The sequence below is a fragment of the Candidatus Zixiibacteriota bacterium genome, from assembly GCA_016933955.1.
Classification (GTDB): domain Bacteria; phylum Zixibacteria; class MSB-5A5; order GN15; family PGXB01; genus JAFGTT01.
The window spans coordinates 64,448-85,625 of sequence record JAFGTT010000014.1; the positions used below are offsets into that span (position 1 = coordinate 64,448).

11 protein-coding genes are annotated in these 21,178 nt (G+C 46.5%); 6 read left to right on the forward strand and 5 right to left on the reverse strand.

The window, feature by feature from the left end:
- Positions 1 to 132: 132 nt before the first annotated feature.
- From JXQ28_04745 to pckA, 4 genes are all read right to left on the reverse strand, one after another.
- Positions 133 to 273: a hypothetical protein gene (locus JXQ28_04745; protein ID MBN2277035.1), complete on the reverse strand. Its 141-nt coding sequence runs from the start codon at positions 271 to 273 to the stop codon at positions 133 to 135.
- A gap of 389 nt (positions 274 to 662) precedes the next feature.
- A complete protein-coding gene (gene kbl, locus JXQ28_04750) occupies positions 663 to 1,907 on the reverse strand; it encodes a glycine C-acetyltransferase (protein MBN2277036.1) in 1,245 nt (414 codons plus the stop codon).
- Between the two features lie 153 nt (positions 1,908 to 2,060).
- Entirely contained in the window at positions 2,061 to 3,203 is a 1,143-nt protein-coding gene (locus tag JXQ28_04755) for a 6-phosphofructokinase (GenBank protein ID MBN2277037.1), read from the reverse strand.
- Between the two features lie 12 nt (positions 3,204 to 3,215).
- Positions 3,216 to 4,793 (reverse strand): phosphoenolpyruvate carboxykinase (ATP), encoded by a 1,578-nt coding sequence (gene pckA, locus JXQ28_04760; GenBank protein ID MBN2277038.1) that lies wholly within the window; start codon positions 4,791 to 4,793, stop codon positions 3,216 to 3,218.
- A gap of 207 nt (positions 4,794 to 5,000) precedes the next feature.
- On the opposite strand from pckA, the gene glgP reads away from it, so the two are divergent.
- The 6 genes from glgP to JXQ28_04790 all read left to right on the forward strand — a co-directional run bounded on the left by glgP (position 5,001) and on the right by JXQ28_04790 (position 19,961).
- Positions 5,001 to 7,553, forward strand: coding sequence for an alpha-glucan family phosphorylase (glgP, locus tag JXQ28_04765; GenBank protein MBN2277039.1), 2,553 nt, complete (start codon positions 5,001 to 5,003; stop codon positions 7,551 to 7,553).
- Positions 7,554 to 7,769: 216 nt separating this feature from the next.
- Positions 7,770 to 9,272: an insulinase family protein gene (locus JXQ28_04770; GenBank protein MBN2277040.1), complete on the forward strand. Its 1,503-nt coding sequence runs from the start codon at positions 7,770 to 7,772 to the stop codon at positions 9,270 to 9,272.
- 14 nt (positions 9,273 to 9,286) lie between these two features.
- Complete coding sequence (locus JXQ28_04775) at positions 9,287 to 11,419, forward strand: insulinase family protein (protein MBN2277041.1); 2,133 nt, start codon at positions 9,287 to 9,289, stop codon at positions 11,417 to 11,419.
- 290 nt (positions 11,420 to 11,709) lie between these two features.
- Positions 11,710 to 14,400 carry a hypothetical protein gene (locus JXQ28_04780; protein ID MBN2277042.1) on the forward strand — a complete coding sequence of 897 codons (2,691 nt, stop codon included), beginning with the start codon at positions 11,710 to 11,712 and terminating at the stop codon, positions 14,398 to 14,400.
- 256 nt (positions 14,401 to 14,656) lie between these two features.
- On the forward strand, positions 14,657 to 17,368 hold the full coding sequence (locus JXQ28_04785; protein ID MBN2277043.1) for a hypothetical protein: 2,712 nt from the start codon (positions 14,657 to 14,659) through the stop codon (positions 17,366 to 17,368).
- 22 nt (positions 17,369 to 17,390) lie between these two features.
- Positions 17,391 to 19,961 (forward strand): hypothetical protein, encoded by a 2,571-nt coding sequence (locus tag JXQ28_04790; protein MBN2277044.1) that lies wholly within the window; start codon positions 17,391 to 17,393, stop codon positions 19,959 to 19,961.
- Here the strand turns inward: JXQ28_04790 and JXQ28_04795 are convergent.
- Positions 19,955 to 21,175, reverse strand: coding sequence for an MFS transporter (locus tag JXQ28_04795; protein ID MBN2277045.1), 1,221 nt, complete (start codon positions 21,173 to 21,175; stop codon positions 19,955 to 19,957). The genes JXQ28_04790 and JXQ28_04795 overlap by 7 nt on opposite strands.
- Positions 21,176 to 21,178 lie beyond the last annotated feature (3 nt).

A 21,178-nucleotide genomic window follows, 5' to 3' on the forward strand; every position in this document is an offset into this window, starting at 1 on the left:
CTGGTGTATGACCCGATCGGAATGCCGGTCGAGCCTCTGGATTAAATCAAAGCTGGATAATCAAAGATGAAATATTTTATTAGACTTTATAAATTTAATATAAAGGAATAATCAGGTTTGTGCAACAGCAATCTACATTTTCTGATAGTGTTTCAAAATAAAATAGCCACGGTGATCCATCCTCCGGGTGGCTTCTTCATTCTTCTGAATATATCGCGACACATCCGTGTAGGTCAAAATCCCCTGTGGTTTCGACATGTTTATTTTTTTCACGCCCGCCCGGCCCGACTTTTAAATTGATTGCTCATTTTATAATTATCTCCCCGATCATTTTCCCCACCAAATCACCCCTAATCCATCCCCCGCCCCTATTTATATGAAAACCCATTTACCCCAAATTCATGACACCAAAAACATTTTTACTGAGGAAACGAACCCATTTCATGGCCTCCTCAACAATGACACTGCATCAAAATAATTTGTGGAGGATGAAACGAACCCATTTTGTCATAACCGCCAATAGTACATTGCGTTACAGCCATAAATGGAGGATAAATGAAATAAGTCTGCCGAATATCCCAAAATAAAACGGGCGGCGGAATACCATTTACCCGCCGCCCGATTATATCGTAAACTGAGATATTGTCACAATGCCATATATATTACAAACCGTACATCTCGATAATCTGGTCTTTGGTCTTACCCAGGATTTTGTACTTCTCCCCCACTTTCGCGAAGGCCTCGACCGCTTTCTTGATATGTTTCATATCATGACCCGCCGACACCTGGACCCGGATTCGCGCCTGTCCCTTGGGAACCACCGGGTAGAAAAATCCAATCACGTAAATCCCCTCGTAGTACAGATCACGGGCCATATCCTGAGACAGCTTGGCGTTGTAGAGCATGATCGGGACAATCGGGTGAAATCCCGGAACGATATCGAATCCCCGGTTGGTCATCTCTTGGCGGAAATATTTAGTCAATTCCTCGAGTTTGTCGCGCCGCTCGGTGGTGGCGGAAATAATATCCATCACCTTGCTGGCCGCGGCCGCAATAACCGGCGGGAGCGAGTTAGAAAACAGGTAGGTCCGGGCTTTCTGGCGAAGCATCGCCACCACTTCTTTGGGACCGCTGACACAGCCGCCCGAGGCGCCGCCGAGGGCTTTGCCCAGGGTGGTCGTGATGATATCGATCCGGCCCATGACACCGAAATGCTCATGAGTGCCGCGCCCGGTTTTACCGATAAATCCGGTTGCATGAGAGTCATCGACCAGTACCATGGCGTCGTACAACTCGGCCAGCCCGCAGATCATATCCAGCGGGGCCAGATCACCGTCCATGGAAAATACCCCATCGGTAACAATCATCCGCAGGCGTTTATCCCTGGTCGCCCGCAATTTTTCTTCGAGGTCCTTCATATCGGCATGTTCGTAAATAAGCCGCTCGGCCTTGCACAGCCGGATACCGTCGATCAGCGAGGCATGAATCAGCTTGTCGGCAATGATGGCGTCGTCGGCCGTCAGAAGTCCTTCGAACACCCCGGCGTTGGCATCCATGCACGACGAGAACAGGATGGTGTCTTCCATTCCCAGGTATTTGCTGATCTTACCCTCGAGCTCACGATGAATATCCTGGGTGCCGCAGATAAAGCGGACCGAGGAGACGCCGTAGCCCCGGTTTTCAAGCCCGTCATGGGCCGCCTTGATTACTTCCGGATGGCTCGAAAGACCAAGGTAATTATTGGCGCACATGTTGATTACATCCTCGGCTTTGGCCCCCGAAGGGTACTCGACCTTTATCTCCGCCGCCTGGGGCGAATGAATATATCGTTCTTCTTTAAGCAGCCCCTGGTTTTTAATGTCATCGAGGGTCTGCCGGTAGATTTCTCGGGCTGGACCGTAGGCCATTTGAACCTCCCCAAATATTTTATGCTGTCGAAAGCCTATATCATATTTTCGCCGGGCAAGATAGCAGGTTGGAATTCAAATGTCAACTTGTGCGGATCAAACGATAAAGGCCCGCAAGGGGCCTTTATATCATATCGTCTTGCTGTCGACAGGTCAGACTTCGACACTTTCTTTCTCAGCCCTCTTTTTCGATATGCTGATATCGTCCACCCCAAGAGAAGTATCCAGAGACAGGGCGGTTTTCAGCAATGGGGCATCGAAATCGACTTTGCGGGTTTTTCCGGCCACCTCGGCAATTGGTACATGGGAAATTCGATTGCCTTTCAAAGCCACCATATTGCCGAATTTCCCCTGGTGGGCCAGATGGACCGCCTCGACGCCGAACTGGGTCGCCAGAATTCGATCGAAAGCGGTTGGCGTCCCGCCGCGAAGCAGGTGTCCCAGAATCGTTACCCTGGTTTCCAGAGTTGTCAATCCCTCGATCTGGGCCGCCAGCTGGTTGGAAATACCCCCCAGGCGAACCTGATCAGGACTGTTTTTAACCAACTTCTTGACTACCATCTCCCCGCCCTCCGGCTTGGCGCCCTCACCGACAACAATTATACTGAAATTCTTACCCCGCCGGTTACGGGTTTTCACCTTGTCGCAGATGGCGTCGATTTGATACGGGATTTCCGGAATGAGAATAATATCTCCGCCTCCGGCAATACCCGACGCCAGGGCCAGCCACCCCGCATACCGCCCCATGACTTCCACCAGCATAACCCGATGATGAGACTGGGCGGTGGTATGAATCTTATCGATGGCATCGACTGCCGATGTGACGGCCGAATCGAATCCGAAAGTCTGGTCGGTTCCCAGCAGGTCATTATCGATTGTTTTGGGGACCCCGATGATTTTCATGCCCTGTTTGCGCATACCTTCCGAGGCCGCCATGGTGCCGTCACCGCCAATCGCAATAAGGGCATCCAGCCCGAGACGCTCGAAATTCTGGAGGACCTGGGATGACCGGTCCAGGTAGATATATTCATCTCCCTGGAGAACCGGGTAATGAAAGGGATCGGCCCGATTGGAAGTTCCCAGGATGGTCCCTCCGAGGGTCAGTATCCCCGAGACATCAGCGGATTTCATGGTTCGATATCTGTTTTCAACCAGTCCCTCATAACCATCCAGAAACCCGACCACCTCCATATCATAATCATTAATAGCTGTCTTTACCACGGCCCGGATAACAGCGTTCAACCCGGGACAATCGCCGCCACCGGTCAAAACCCCCAGCTTCATTTTCTCGGCCATAGCTCCCCCGTCTTAGTGAATTCCTGCCACTTGTTCGGTTTGATCATCTTTCTTAAACTCAAGATAGACCTTTTCAAAGGTTTCGGCAAGTTTTCCGGCTTCTCGATTATATTTTTCCTTACTCATCCAGCCGTTGGCCGGATTAAGTATCTCGGCCGGGACATCCTTGCAGGACTTGGGAAGATCCAGTCCGAAAATCTCATCTTTCCAGAGTTTGGCTTTTTTCAATTCGCCGCTCAGAATCCCGCGAATAATGGCCCGAGTATGTTGAATACTGATTCTTTTTCCGGTACCGTAAGGGCCATTAATCCAGCCGGTATTGACCAGCCAGCAATTAACCTTATGGTTTTTAATTTTATCAGCCAGCAGGTTCGCATACACCGATGGTTCCAGAGCCATAAAAGGTGCCCCGAAACAGGCGCTGAATGTCGCTTTAGGCTCGGTTACGCCCACTTCGGTTCCAGCCACCTTGGCAGTGTAACCGATCAGAAAATATTTGCGGGTCATTTCCGGACTCAATTTTGCGACCGGGGGCAGGACGCCAAAGGCATCCGCGGTCAGAAGGATGATGTTGTTGGGATGACCTCCCATGCCATCAAGAACGGAATTTCCGATATGCGAAATGGGATAAGCGGCCCGGGTGTTTTCAGCCAGACTGGAGTCGTTGAGGTCAATCCGTCGGGTGTCGATATCAATGGCCACGTTTTCCAGAATCGTTCCGAATTTGCGAGTGCATTCGTAAATCTCAGGTTCACCTTCGGGCGAAAGACGGATAACCTTGGCATAACAGCCCCCCTCGAAATTGAAAACACCCTTATCACTCCAACCATGTTCATCATCGCCGATCAACTTGCGATCAGGGTCGGTCGAGAGAGTGGTTTTTCCGGTTCCGCTCAGGCCGAAAAATATTGCAGTGTCACCGTCATTACCCATGTTGGCCGAACAATGCATGGATAGAACTTTCTTTTGCGGCAGGAAGAAATTCATAACCGTGAAGATGGCCTTTTTTATTTCGCCCGCATAAGCCGTTCCGCCGATTATAACCTGTTTCTTTTCGAAATTGAGAATCACGAAAGACTCCGAATTGGTGCCATCGAGATCCGGCATGGCATGGAAATTAGGTATATGAATAACCGTGAAATCCGGCATGAAGTCCTTCAGCATCTGTCGATCGTGAATACGAATGAACATATTACGTGCAAAAAGACTGTGCCAGGCGGTTTCGGTGATAATTCTGACAGCCATGCGGTATTCGGTATCCGCCCCGGAATAGCAATCCTGAACATAAAGTTGTTTGCCCTGCAGATAAGCAAGAATTCTATAGTACAAAGTATCGAATTTTTCGGGATCAAAGGGACGATTCTCCTTACCCCACCAAATTTTGCTCACGGAGGTCGGCTCTTTAACAATAAAACGATCTTTAGGGGAGCGGCCGGTATGCTGACCGGTTCTGACAACATAGGGCCCCAGATGGGCGATAAATCCTTCCCTGTTTCTTACCGATTCAGCGTAAAGAGCCGGTGTCGGCAAATTCCTGTGAACCACACCGACATTGGTGATTCCATACACTAAGAGTATCTTATTTTCCATTAACGAACCCACCTTTCAAAATAAACTTAAAACCATCCCCCACGTTTAAAAAGACTTCGGACGGTAATTTTAATATCGTCAATATAATTTTTATATTGATTTTGCTTTTATACAATCGAATTCATATTATATTTCGATTTTAATAATTTACGGGGTTTTTAAGGAAATTGGCAAAAGGGAATTAATAAAAAGCCGAAAACAATAAATATGAAAATTAAACAATTTTTAGTCCTGCCGAATCTTCCGGAGCGTATCAGTCGCCTTCGGGAACTGGCCATGAATATGTGGTTCTCATGGAACTGGGATATTGTCAAACTCTTTATCCGAATTGATTCCGAATTATGGGAGAAATCCTATCAAAATCCAATTGAGATGCTGGCCTATTTGCCTCAGCAGAAACTGGAGGAGGTAGCCCAGGATGAAGCCTTTCTGGCCAGCCTTGACCGTGTCTATACAGGTTTCCAGGAATACCTCAATTCCAAAAGGTGGTTTGAAAAGGAATTTCCTGATCATAAGGACACTCGAATAGCCTATTTTTCCTGCGAATACGGTATTGATACCGGGCTACCGATTTATTCAGGAGGACTGGGTATTCTCTCCGGTGATCATCTCAAGGCCGCCAGTGACCTGGGTGTACCTCTGGTGGCGGTCGGGCTGTTATATCGGTATGGATATTTCCGCCAATTTCTTTCGGCTGACGGCTGGCAACAGGAAAGATACGAGGAAAACGACTGGTATCATATGCCGGTGACACTGGAGAAAGATGAAACTGGTAATCCCATAAAATTCTCCGTTGATTTCGGCGGAACCCCGGTCCATGTCCAAATCTGGAAAGTCATGGTGGGGATTACACCCCTTTATTTAATGGATACCAATATTCCGGACAATCCCTCCAAATTCCGCGAAATCACATCTGTCCTTTACAGTGGTGATAAAGATACTCGGTTAAAACAGGAAATACTTCTTGGTATTGGCGGGGTCAAAGCCCTTGAAAGACTGGGAATTAAACCGGCTGCGTATCATATGAATGAAGGCCATTCCATGTTTCTTTTGCTGGAGCGAGTCCGCTCTCTGATAGAGAATAATGGACTTAATTTCAAAGAAGCCGCGCAACTGGTCTGGTCCACCTCCATTTTTACAACACATACTCCGGTTCCAGCCGGAAACGAGCAGTTCGATCCAAAGCTGATGGAGCATTATTTATCCGGTTATGTTCAGAAAATCGGTTTAACCTGGAATCAGTTCTTATCAATTGGCCGCGTGTTTACCGACAAGGATGAGCCTTTTAATATGACCGCGGCGGCCCTGAAATCGTCGGCCTTTGCCAATGGCGTATCGAAGCTCCACGGTGTCGTCAGCCGCAAGATGTGGCATAATATCTGGCCCAATCTACCAACCGAGGAGGTCCCCATTGATGCCATTACCAATGGAGCGCATCTGCGAAGCTGGTTAAGCCATGACATGGTCGATTTATTCGACACCTATTTCGGACCCAAATTTACCAAACAACCGACCACCTTCGATAATTGGGAGAATATCCATAAAATCCCTGATGCCGAACTCTGGCGGGTTCATCAGCGCCGCCGGGAAAGACTGGTCTTTTTTGCCCGGAAGCGTCTCAAAAAACAGCTGGAACGTCGCGGCGCAAGCGCCCATGATATTAAATTATCCGACGAAGTTCTCGATCCCAGGATTTTAACTATCGGTTTCGCCCGAAGATTTTCATCGTACAAACGGGCTTTCTTGCTGTTCCGGGATGCCGAACGATTGAAGCGAATCATTTCCAATTCCGAGATGCCGGTTCAGATTGTAATGGCCGGCAAGGCGCATCCACTGGATAATCCCGGTAAGGAAATTATTCGCAATATCCTTCAGATCGCTTCCCGCGAGGAATTTCGGCGTCGCATTGTGTTTCTTGAGGATTACGATATCAATGTCGCCCGTTACCTGGTCCAGGGGGTTGATATCTGGTTAAATAATCCGCGTCGTCCCCAGGAGGCATCAGGAACCAGCGGTATGAAAGCGGCCATCAATGGCGCCGTCAATGTTTCGATTCTTGATGGCTGGTGGTGCGAGGGTTATTCGCCGGAAGCCGGTTTTAAAATCGGCAATGGTGAGGAATATGAGAATTCCGAGTACCAGGATAACCTGGAGAGCGAATTTTTATATGATGTTCTGGAACGTGAAGCTGTCCCGCTTTTCTATAAAAGAAACGCGGCCAATTTCCCCAATGAATGGGTTAAGATGGTCAAGCATTCTATGGCGATGGCGTGCGAAAATTTCAGTTCGCATCGTATGATACAGGACTATACAAGAAAATTCTATATTCCGGCCATAAAGGCTTCGCATCTATTTTCGGCCGAGGATTATCGGGAATCCAGAGAATTGGCCCGCTGGCGAACTTTTCTCGGAATGAATTGGAGGCAGGTCAGTATCGATGAAATCGAGACATCCCAGATTATCTCATCGCCCAAGGTTGGCGATCTGATTCCTGTAACCTTGAAAGTCTCGCTGGGGCAAATATCTCCTGATGATGTTAATGTCGAAGTTATTGCCGGTAATCTCAATTCTCTGGAGCAAATGAACAATTATGCCCCGGTAATTGCCTCAAAATCGGAGAGTGACAGCGAAGGCCACCATATTTATCGATCCGAGGTGGTATGCCGGGAATCAGGTCGATTCGGTATTGCCGCCAGAATTATGCCAAAAAATGACCGCTTGATTCATAATAAAATCCCCCGCCTGATTAAATGGTGGTAAAAAACCAAATCCTTTAAACGCCATTCCAGAACGGATGGCGTTTTTTTATTGGTTTTTTAACCGGTCTCCGTAAATTAAATTTCGTAGACTTGACTTTTAAATTCAGCGTGCCAATATTCAATGAAATTTGGAACATGAGAAATTTACTTTCGTTTAACAATAAGTAAATTTACAGCTCAGTCTATATAATAGACTAATTCTAGAAGGAGGAAGGTAATGAGGCAATTCGGGACAACAGGAAGACTGCTTGTGTTTTTAATCCTGATGTTTGCTTCAACATCAATGGCTTTCGATTTTTCCCAAATCGAAAGTAAGGTTGTTGATTTCAAGCTCGATAACGGGCTTAGATTTCTTGTCCTGCCGAGGCACGATGCCCCGGTGGCGACATTTGTTACACTGGTCAATGCCGGTTGCGCCGATGATCCCAAGGGCTATATGGGTATGGCGCACATGTTTGAGCATATGGCCTTTAAAGGCACCGTCGAGATCGGTTCGAAGGATATTAAGAAAGAAAATTTCTGGATGGCCAAGGAGGATAGCCTTTTCGAACTGATTTTAAATGAACGGGCCAAAGGATATCTGGCCGATTCGGCACGTCTGGTGGACCTTGGAGCGCAAATGGCCGAAGCCACCGATTCCGGTTTCCAGTATTCTGAAACCAATGCATTCGGGCAAATTGTCGATCGTAACGGCGGCTCCGATTTGAATGCGGGAACCAGTTTCGATTATACTATATATTATGTCAATTATCCGTCCAATCGTCTTGAACTCTGGATGGCTATGGAGGCCGATCGTTTCAGCAACCCTGTATTAAGGGAGCTCTTTAAAGAAAAACAGGTCGTTGCGGAAGAAAGGCGCTTTCGCGTCGAATCCGCTCCAACGGGTCGCCTGGTAAATGAATACCTGGGGCTTGCCTATAATTCTCATCCTTATGGACAGCCAATGATAGGTGAGATGTCGGAAATTCAGAATTACAATCGTCCTGTTATGATGAAGCAGTTCAATATGTATTATATACCGAGTAATATAGTAATCGCCATTGTCGGTGATGTCGATCCCGGGCAGGTTAAGAAGCTGGCAGAGAAATATTTCGGCAAAATAAAGGCACGCCCCAAACAAAGGGATGTAATGATTGATGAACCCGAGCCTTTTGGAAACCGTGAAGTCACAATATCCGAAAATTCTCAGCCGATGATGATCACCGGATTTCATGTTCCTTCTCAAAGACACCCTGATTGGATTGCCCTCGATGCCATAAGTAGCTATTTGGGTTCCGGGCGGACCTCCGTTTTATACAAGAAATTGGTTAAGGAAAAAAAGAGCGCTGTTCAGGTAGCGGCCTTTGTAGGCTATCCCGGAAGCAAATACCCTTCAATGTTATCAATACTCAGTGTTCCTTCCAATGAAAGTACCAATAAGGACAATGAGGCTGTGATACTGGAGGAGATCGAAAAATTACGCACCGAGTTGATCCCGGTGGAGGAGTTGGATAAGATCAAAGCCCAGGCCAAATCTGAATTAATTAACGGGCTTGCCTCCAATTCCGGTCTGGCCATCCAGCTGGCCTCGTACCAAACCATGCAGGATGATTGGCACCGGCTGTTCAAACTACTTGATAGGGTCAATTCGTTGACTCCGGAGGAGATTCAAAGAGTCGCCAATAAGTATATGGATACCACTAAAAGGGTCACTGCCTATCTCGAGAAACCGGAAGCATAATTAAGGAGAGGACTATGAACATGAAATATTTCCTATGTTGTCTGGCATTGATGGGCCTGGTTTTTCTTTCAGGGACCATCAGTTATGCTGAGCGTACCATTGATAAAATATCCATTCCCAAACTGAATGAGATCGAAATCCCGCAGGTTGATAAGGTCGTTCTGGATAATGGCATAATAGTTTACCTGCTTGAGGACCACGAATTGCCTATTGTCAGGGCCAGTATCATGCTGGCGGCCGGGGGATACTTGGAGCCGGCGGAAAAAGCCGGTCTGGCATCCATTACTGGTCAGGTTATGAGAACCGGCGGAACCGCGCGTATGAGCGGCGATGAGATCGACGAAGCGCTGGAATCGATAGGCGCTTCGGTAGAAGTCCGTATCGATAATACGGGCGGCTCGGCCAGAATGAACATTCTGTCCGACTATATCGATACAGGACTTGAAATTCTGGCGGACATCCTGAGGACTCCGCAATTCAATGAGGATAAAATCGATCTGGCCAAAACCTCGGAACGGACCGCCATTTCAAGCCGCAATGATGATGCCCTTCAGGTCGGAATCAGGGAATTCCGTAAGGTTATTTACGGAAAAGATTCACCCTATACGCGTCAGACCGAATATGCCACCATCGTAGCCATCAATCGTGATGATATGGTTGCCTTCCATCAAAAGTATATTACTCCTGAAAATATCAGATTGGCTGTCTGGGGTGATTTCTCCAAAGATAAAATGCTGGCTAAGATCAGGAAATATTTTGGGGATTGGCCGACCGGCAGCGGTCCCGTCCCTCCGCTTCCGGAAGTGAAATATGAATATACCAAGGCTGTTCATTACATTGAAAAAGACGATGTGACCCAATCCACCGTTTTGATCGGGCATATCGGCGGGCTGACTGGCGATCCCGATTATTTTGCCATGACGGTGGCCAATAACGTCCTGGGGGGCGGTTTCGGCAATCGTATGTTCAATGAAGTTCGTTCCCGGCAGGGGTTGGCTTATTCCACCGGCGCTAATTTCACTTCCAACATCGCATTTCCGGGAATTTACTACAATTTTGTTATAACCAAGCTGGAATCAACCGTTAAAGCGTCCCAGGCTGTATTAAATGAAATCAAAAGAATGCAAACCGATCCACCCGCGGATGAAGAATTATCCCGGGCCAAGGATAGCTATCTCAACTCCTTTGTTTTCAACTTCGATTCCAAGGGCGAAATAATCAACCGGATGATGACTTATGATTATTTCAATTTCCCGCAGGATTTTCTTTTTACGGTAAAGGATAAAATCGAAAAAATCACGGCCAATGATGTTATCGATGTGGCTAAAAGAAAATTCCACCCGGATCAAATGCATATTGTGGTAGTTGGCAAGGCCGATCAATTCGATTCTCCCCTGTCTGATCTGGGATCGGTCGACACCATTGATATATCCATCCCAAGCGGTGAAGTCCATGAAGAAATATCGGTGAATGATGAGACTCTGGCTCAGGGTCTGGATTTACTCCGGAAGGCAGTCAAGGCCTGCGGCGGAATTGAAAACTTCAGAAAAATAAAGTCAATATCGTCCAAAAGCACTCTGTCAATTCATACGCCCCAGGGTTCAATGGCACTCGAAGCAAGTTCCATCCAGAAGCTTCCCGATTTTGACCGAGAGGTGATAAATACGCCCATGGGTGAAATTATTACTGTCAATAATGCGGATGGCGGCTGGATGAAACAGGGTCCAAATGTGATAGATTTACCTGCCGATCAGGTTGAAAGCAATAAAAAAGAGCAATTCCGAAATACAATTTTACTATTTCAAAAACTGGACAGCCCCGATTTTCAGGCGATTTATATGGGCCAGGAGGACGTTGGCGGGAAAATGGCCAATCTGGTTAAAATCATGTCTGCCGATGGGTCGTTATCATATAAACTGGCGCTCGATCCCGAAACCTATTTGCCTATCGGAAAGATGTATTTTGGCGAAACCATCATGGGGCCGGGTAACTTGATCCAGTATATTTCCGATTATCGGGATATTTCCGGGGTTAAAATTCCTCATTCGGTATCAATTGAATCCGAGGGATCGAAAATCGCCGATGTGACCATAAATGAGTATATTATAAATCCTGAAATTCCCGCCGGGGTTTTTGATAAACCCTGACCAATAGCATTTTTCTCGAAAAAGCCCGCCAATCTATATTGGCGGGTTTTTTGCCCGATTCCTTTCAACCTGTTCAAACGGCAAAAAACTACCCGCAAAATTCGAATTGACCAAATAAATTTGCACAAAATATTGATTGCCACGTTTTTTAATTGGAATATAATGGGCGGCGCTGAAGGAGGTTTTTGAGGGTTTTTTTATAAATCTTGCTTTTGATGCTTGCAATTTTCCGCTGATTTTGCTAAACTTGAGGGTTAAAAATTGGCAATAATAATGTGAGAGGGAGATATATGCGATTTTCTAAATTCACTGTTTCTCTGGCTATAACGGCTGTCTTAATTCTGATTTTCAATTTTGGGCCGGCTTATGCAAGGGCTCTTTATGATATCGATCGGATAGACGCTATGACCGGTAAAATTACTGCCTCTAATACTCCTTTTTCCGATATCGGCGTGCATGATAAGGGGCGAATCGGCCTGACAATTACCAACATGGGTCATTTCGGTACCGGTTTTCTTGCAAGCACTCCGGGAGATGTCCCCTCCTGTCAATACCCTTATCCCGGTCAGCAGGAGTATCTTTTTGCTGGCGCCTTCTGGATAGGAGCGGTCGTCGGGCGGGATACCCTGGTCTCAGTTGGTGCCGATGGGTGGCAGTATATTCGTGAAATGTGGCCGGATGTGGGCGAAGGTTATCCGCCGTATGGCGGGGCTATTATTGAGAGATCAATAAATAATGCCGGTGATGAAGACGCCGTCTCCGAGCAGGATTTTATTGCAGTTTATACGGATACGGTGACCAATAGTTCTTATGTCAGTACCGATCCGACTGATGGCCGTCAGCACAGACCATTAAACATTGAGGTAACTCAAAGGAGTTACTGCTGGAGCTATAGTTATGCGGACGATTTTGTGCTTTTTGACTATTCCATCAAAAACATCGGCCGTAAAACTCTAAACCGTGTTTACATGGGTATTTATGTTGATGGTGATGTCAAAACAAAAGGGAGCGAAGAAGGCTTTGATGATGATATTTGTGGTTTCAAGGAATCACTTCCTTCAAGTACCGGTTGCGGTTTTATTGACACCGTGAATATCGCCTGGATATCAGATAATGACGGGAAGCAATCATCGCAGGATCAGTGTCCGTATTCCACCACATCTTTGACTGCAGTAACGGCCACCAGGGTTGTTAGAACACCATCTGATTCTCTTGAATATTCCTTTAACTGGTGGATTTCTAACGGTACTCCGGCACTTGATTTTGGACCGCGTAAAGCAGGAACTCCGGTAGATCCTTTCCGGGATTTTGGAGGATTTCTGGGAACACCGGAAGGCGATCGCAATAAATATTACATTATGCGCCATAAGGAATTCGATTACGATCAACTCTTCTGTGCCATGGACCATACTTCAGAGGGCTGGTTGAATCGGGATTCACAGTCATCCAATTTTGCGGACGGTTATGATACCCGCTATTTGTTGTCATTCGGGCCTTTTGATATTGAACCCGGTGAAATCCTGCCCATCAGTTTTGCTTATGTCGCCGGCGACACTTTCTTCACCGATTGTAACGCCTTTGATAATTTTGACGCCCAGCATCCAGAAGAATATTATAACACTTTAAGTTTCGAATCTCTAGGCAGAAATGCCGTCTGGGCCTCCAAAATTTATGATAATCCTGGAGTCGATACCGACGGCGACGGCGAGAATTTCGGCAAGTTCCGTATCTGTGGTTATGATTCCGTTTATGTCTGTCATTTTGATACAACCCAATTCGAACCGGAAACACTTGTTGACACAACCTGTGGTTATGAATATACCAATTCCGATACGTTCTGGTATGAGGGCGATGGTGTTCCCGATTTTCGCGGTGCCTCCCCGCCCCCTCCTCCTGAACTCTGGATTGTCGATACTACCGGGGATACTTTGGGCAGCAAAGTAATCGGACGTATTAATGATTATCACCAGGGTGAAATAGCGGTTCGCTGGAATGGTTTCGAATCAGAAACAACCGAAGATGTTTTCAGTGATTTGATCGATTTCGAAGGCTACCGGGTGTGGATTTCACTTGCCCCCAGCTCCGGCGGATTTTCGGTCATATCATCTTATGATATCGAAGACTATAACCGCTGGATTTGGAATACCTCTAAATCGACCTGGGAGTTGAAAGAAACGCCTTTCCGGATTGAGAATCTGGAGGCCATTTATGGAACCGGTTTCAACCCGCTAAATTATGATCGTGATAATCCTTTATACTGGAATGATACGGCCTATTATTTCTCGCGCCAGGACTGGAACCAGTCTGATTTGCTTGATTCACATGGGATTCACAAGGTTTACCCGGAGGTTACCGATCCTCCAACCATATTCAATATCGATTCAACCAGAATTTATCATCCTGAGGAATTAACGGATGACGGGCTGTTTTTTAAGTATTATGAATATGAATATATCCTGACCGGATTATTGCCTTCACAGCTTCAATATGTGGCCGTTACGGCGTTTGATTTTGGCTCCCCAATCAGCGGTCTCGAATCCCTGGAAACCCAGCCTTATCGGAACTATGTGGCGGAATACCCTCAGAACACATCGTCAATTGTCGAAAACGAGGGCCTCGATGTTTATGTTTATCCCAATCCTTATCGAATCGATGGTCAGTATAAAGCCAATGGTTTTGAGGGAAGAGACTATATCGACAATAAGGGCGAATTGGTTTCCCAGGAAGGATATCCCGATGATAGAACCCGCTCGATTCATTTCAGCAATTTGCCCGCCAAATGCACAATCAGGATATTTTCGATTGACGGTGATTTGGTCCGGGAGATCGACCATGATGTTCCCGCGGGTCATCCCCAGAGTTCACACGAACGCTGGGATTTGATTACCCGTAACACCCAGCCAATTGTTTCGGGCATCTATTATTATTCGGTGGAATCGGAATCCGGCAATCAGATCGGCAAAATCGTTATTATTATGTAGAAGGTATATTTTTAATATTTGACCCGGGTTTGATAGTTCGTTTTCAACCCCGGGTTTTTTAATCCCGGGGGCTGTAATTGTAACTTGCAATACGGGGACGAATTAGTTAAATTTTATTTGTTCGGTTTTGACAAGTTATTATTGGATTTTCCTCATGCATAATTGTCAAATCGAATATAGGACTGATTAATGAATGACCGCCAGGATGTGTTTCGGGAGATGTGTGGGACGAAGAAGGGAGTGTTTGATTGCATAGATGAAATATCTCTGGCTTATAGCAGGACTGCTTCTTTGCCCGCCTGTGATATTCCCCCATCAAATGACCAAGCCTGATTATCACGAAATCGGTGTATCCCAGAAGCTTAAACCAGCTGTTATAAATACTCCCAACGTTCAGGTGGCAGTACATAATATTGGTGATGTCTGGCTTACAGTCAGTAATATTGGCCAGTTCGGCATCGGCGGATTTCTGGGGACATCTGTCGACCCGATAAGCGGAATGCAAACCCCATCCTGCATGTACCCAGCTAATTCCAAACTTAATTACCTTTATGTTGCCGGATTCTGGATTGGCGCGGTGATTGGCCGGGATACCCTGGTTTCTATCGGCGTCAATGACTGGATTGGCAGTGATGATGTCCGCGAATTCTGGCCGGATCCCGGAGAGGATGCTCCTCCTTATGGCGGCGGTATTGTACGCAGGTCGATTCAGGAGACCAGTCCGTTTTATTCGATTGATGCCAAATCGGAGCAGGATATTATAGCTGTCTATACCGATACACTGACCGATCCTACCTATGTCTTTGTTGACGATTATGATGGTCGTCCGCATATTCCTCTTGATATTGAAGTGACCCAGCGGACTTATGGCTGGAGTTACTCATATGCCAAAGACTTCATCCTGTTTGATTATTCCATCAAGAATATCGGCCGGCGGGAACTGAAAATGGTTTATATGGCCGTTTATGTCGACGGCGATGTTCATCATGAATCCCTATTCGGTGAAGAAGGCTATGGGGATGATTTATGCGGTTTCCGAAGGACTTTTCCGGCCCCTGAAGGATGCGGTTTTGTTGATACAATCAACATCGCATATATTACGGATAATGACGGTGATCCCAATGATCAGGGGACCTTTGATATGAATTCCGCTCGCGGCGCCGCCGGAATAAGAGTCGTCAGAACACCATCCGATTCGCTCAAATATTCCTTTAACTGGTGGGCCGGGGCTTATGATGCCAGCAATGAATTCGGACCTCGACGAGTTGGCACGCCGGAGGATCCATTCCGGGATATGGATGGTTATCTCGGGGTTCCTCTGGGAGACAAAAATAAATATTATGTCATGCGCCACACGGAATTTGATTATGATCAGCTTTTCGCGGCAAAAGATCATACCGGTGATGGCTGGTTACCCCGGCCGGCCAATGCCAATGATATGGCCAACGGTTATGATGCCCGTTACTTATTGTCGTTCGGACCCTTTAATATTATGCCGGGAGAAATCCTGCCGGTCAGTTTTGCCTGGGTTTTGGGGGATGAAATCCACGTCTATCCGGATGACTATAACCGCTATTATGACGCCAATTACCCGGATCAATTCTATGAAAGCTGGGATTTTTCCAATCTGGCCAGAAATGCGATTTGGGCTTCATGGATTTATGATAATCCGGGGATTGACACCGATAATGACGGGGAAAATCTTGGCAAGTTTCGGATTTGCGGTTATGATTCGGCTTATATTTGCCATTATGATACCATTCAATTTGAGCCTGATACAATTGTAGACACAACCTGTGGATACGAATTAGCAGTAGCCGACACATTTTGGTATGAAGGCGATGGTGTCCCCGACTTCCTGGGTGCTTCCCCCCCTCCGGCACCCGATCTCTGGGTGATTGATACCACCGGCGATACCCTGCGAAGTCGGATATATCCTTATATAAATGAATACAATCAGGGTGAACTGCGTATCAAATGGAATGGAATGCGGTCGGAAACGACCCGCGATGTTTTCAGCAAGGAACTTGATTTCGAGGGTTACCGGGTATATCTGGCCTATTCACCCAACGCATCCGAGTTTACACTTCTGGCCTCATATGATATCGAGGATTATAATCGTTACGCCTGGAACAATATTCGCAGAATATGGGAATTAACCGCGACACCATTCAGTCTGGATTCATTGAAACAATTGTACGGAAACGGATTCAACCCTTATTATTATAATCGTGATAATCCTCTATACTGGAACGATTCGGCTTATTATTTTACTGCTCAGGATTGGAATATGTCGGATTTGAGGGATACCATGCAGATTCATAAAATATACGCGGATGAGTTACCTCCTTCAACCCTTAATCTGGATTCCGCCAGAATATACTACCCCGAAGAATTGACCGCCGAAGGATTATATTTTAAATATTATGAATATGAATATGTATTGCGCAACCTGTTACCCTCGCAATTACATTATGTGGCGGTTACTGCATTCGATTATGGCTCTCCTGTCAGCGGTTTGCTTTCTCTGGAAACACCGCCTCAGAAGAACTATGTGGCGGAATTGCCGCAAAATTCAGCCGGTCTGGTGGAAGACAAGGGTCTGGAAGTGATTGTATATCCCAATCCGTATCGAATTAACGGCGACTATAAAAAATACGGTTTTGAGGGTCGCGATTATATTGATAATCATGGAAATTTTGTGGCCCAGACCAATCTCGCCGATGATCGGATACATTCCATTCATTTCGGTAATTTACCTTCAAAATGTACTATCAGAATATTCTCTATAGATGGAGATTTGATCCGTGTAATTGATCATGATGTTCCTCCCGATCATCCGCAGAGTTCGCACGAGCGATGGGATATGATCACTCGGAATACACAGATGGTCGCCTCAGGAATTTATTATTATTCGGTAGAATCCGAATTTGGGAATCAAATCGGGACTATCGTTATCATTATGTAGTTTTTGGTACCAGGTATGAAAGATGAAATTACTTCAAAAGATTTTTCCCGCCCTTGTCCTGCTGGCCGGTGTTTCGGGCTGGACAAGAAGTCTCTACCAGGAAGATATTCAGGCCCACCTTTATAATGTTGATGATCCCCCCTATGCCACAATAGCCGTCCATAACATAGGTAAGATTGGTCTGACGGTATCCAATGTAGGCATACTGGGTTTATCCGATATGGGTTTGACAATTGATCCATTGACCGGCGAATCCGCTCCATCATTGAGTTTTCCGCTCAATTACAACATGGAATATCTCTATGAAGCGGCTCTCTGGGTAGGGGGCATTGTCGGGCATGACACTTTGGTATCGACGGCAGGCGGATCCGGTCGGTGGGGCGTTCATGAATTTTGGCCCCTTCCGTACCCCGAGGGCGATATAAAACACTGGTCGACGCTTGATCCACAATCGCCGGAATTCGACAGCGCCGTTTCACAGCAGGATTTTGTGGCCGTCTATACCGATACCATTACCGATGTCAACATCACCGGATATGATGATGAAACCGGGCGTCTGCATCGGCCCCTTAGGCTGGAAGTTAAACAGAGCAGTTATACCTGGGGTTATGATTACGCCGAAGATTTTGTAATAATTAATTACGACATTTCCAATATTGAGCTGCGACATCTGAATGATGTCTATATCGGCTTTTATGTCGACAATGATTGCGGGACCGGGGGATATTACGGCGACGATGATGTTTGCGGCTTTAAAAAATCGTTATACTCCAAATACATTCCCGGCCTGGTGGATACCCTTGATATTGTCTGGGCGGCTGATAACGATGGCGATCCTAATCCGTTCACGGGAACGTATGCCGGACTGTTTTCCCCTACGTCGGTTATCGCGACAAAGGTCTTGCGGACTCCGACGGATCGGACAGGTTATACCTTCAACTGGTGGATTACAAGCTGGGATGTCGATTATGATTGGGGACCACGGCGTAATAGTCCGAGTGGTGTCAGGTATTTCAACCGCCGTTTGGGGACACCACAATCCGATGAGGATCGCTATTACATGATGGCCAACCGAGAATTCGATTACGATCAATCAACGGCCAATTATGATCGTTCCGCGGAAGGCTGGCTGGCACCGCCCAGTTTTGCCTCGCAAATCGCCGGCGGAGCCGAAATCAGATACCTTTTATCCTTCGGCCCATTTGACATGGATCCCGGTGAGACCCTTCCCCTGACCATCGCCATCGTAGCCGGGCAGAATTTTTATTCTGATGGCGGTATCGGCGGTACCCCGACCTGGCGCGACTTCACCGACCTCCAGCTGAATACCCTGTGGGCTCAATGGATTTTTGACAACCCCGGGGTCGATACCGATGGTGATGGTTACAGTGGTGAATTCCATATCTTCTGCATGAATCCAAAAATGTCGCGGATCGATACTATAATAACCGGGATTGATACAACCTATGACACCGTTTATACCTGCACCAAAAGCGATACCCTCTGGTATAAAGGTGATGGAATCCCCGATTTCCGTGGAGCCGTTCCACCCAAAAGCCCCGTAATAAAAACCCATCCCCGGATAAACGAATATAATCATGGGGAAATCACGGTTCAATGGAATGGCTATGAAACGGAGCTTTCTGCAGATCAGTTCAGCCAGTTGCTCGATTTTGAGGGCTATCGGATTTATATTTCACGCTCCGGACAGGTTAATGATTTCACTCTGGTGACGTCATTCGATTGTGACGATTATGATCGTTATGAATATGACACCGACCTTGAATCATGGGTAATTAAAAATCCCCCATATACTTTAAAACTGCTGAGAAATATGTACGGCGACGATTTTGATCCGGCGCCTTATTTCGACCCCGAACATCTCTTCGCCTTTTTTAATCAATCAACGGGTGATTGGGAAACCTATTTTTTTAAAGACCATGACTGGAATCAATCGAATCTTTACGATACGACCCGAATACACAAAATTTATCCGGATCAACCATATCCGTCGACCCTTAATCTCGACACGGCTTACATGTTTTATCCGGATGAGGTCACTTCCGAGGGCAATTTGAAATATTTCGAGTATGAATACACTTTGAAAAAACTGATACCCTCAATTCCATATTATGTCGCGGTAACGGCTTTCGACCAGGGGCAACCTCATAAAAACCTCCCCGCTCTCGAGACCGATCCATCGGAAAGCGCCGTCAGGGAATTTGCCCAGAATGCTACCGATATCGTTTTAAGTGAAAAACCCGACATCATAGTCTACCCCAATCCCTATCGAATTGACGGCAATTATCGAAGTTATTATGAAGGCTGGGAGGAACCTGAACTAATGGCCGAACGAACCAGGGCCCTCCATTTCACCAATCTGCCGCCAAAATGCACTATTCGGATATTCAGTATTGACGGGGATTTTATTGATAAAGTCGAACATGATTTCGTTCCCGGTGACCCGGGCAGTATGCATGAAAGCTGGGATTTGATTTCTCGCAATGAAATGTCCATCACATCGGGGATTTACTATTTTACGGTGGATTCTGAATATGGTCAGCAGGTGGGCAAATTCGTTATCATCTACTGATGAGGCTGGCGTAAATTTAGGGATTTTGGTATACGGCGGGTTAGGTTACCGAATCCAGCGGCGGCTACAAGCGCGAGAATTGAGACGAAGCCCCAGGAGTATATAAAATCTGGTTTGGCCAGATCAAGCAACAGGCCTCCCAGAAGGGGCCCCAGCGACCATCCGGCCGTCACCGAAAACCCATAGATTCCCATAAATCTTCCTATTCTACCCGGAGGTGCCAAGTTGGCGGTAATGGCCAGAGCCGGAGGCGAAATAAAATTTTCCCCGATTGTTAAAACCGCAATACCGATGGCGAAGGCCATAAATGTGGCTGTGGCACCGATTATTATATATGCAACGGCATATATCACGGAACCCAAAAGCATTTGAATTGACAGCCGGACACTGCGAAGCAGGCGGGTAATGGGTAGTTGAAGAAAAGTGACCATCAACCCATTCAAGGTAAAGAGAAAACCAAGCTGTTTTTTGGTTATGCCCATAAAATCCACGGAATATAGAGAAAATGGGGCAATAAATTGAGATACCACCAGATACAGTATAAAAACCAATAAAGCATGATGAACAATAAGCTCATAACCCTTAAATTGAAAAATATGCCCGAATTGAAATTTATCATTGGAAATATAGTCCATCTTGATTCCCTTCAGAAACAGGGCGATAATAATGCTGGAAATGAGAGTCATGCCACCGGAAATTATAAATAAAACGGCGTACGTTTGCTCGGCAAAAAAACCTCCCAACGCCGGACCAAGGGCCCAGCCGAAATTACCCGCCACTCTGATAATGGAATATCCTTCTGTCCTTTTATCCATTCCCACGAGATCGGCCACTGTGGCATTGGCGGCCGGTTGAAACAGTGCTCCGAAAACGGAATTGAAAATAATCAGGACGGCAATGGCCCGGAAACCCCAATCCCCATAGATGGCATAAGCCAGTACCAAGAAACTAATCGATCGAATGATCTGGGAGTAAACCATTTGATGATAGCGCCCGAAACGATCGGAAAGCTCTCCCCCGATAGATTGAAAAACCGACCTGATAATGGCTGTGAATCCAAAAAAGAGACCGATATGAGTCAGCGACATCCCCAGCGTGGAATGAAAATAAAGAGATAAAAAGGGAATGCTGATGGAAAATCCTACTGAGGATGCTATCCAACCTATGGCCAGGACCCAGAGACGACGGTCGAATTGTTTTAGATATGTCAGCATAAA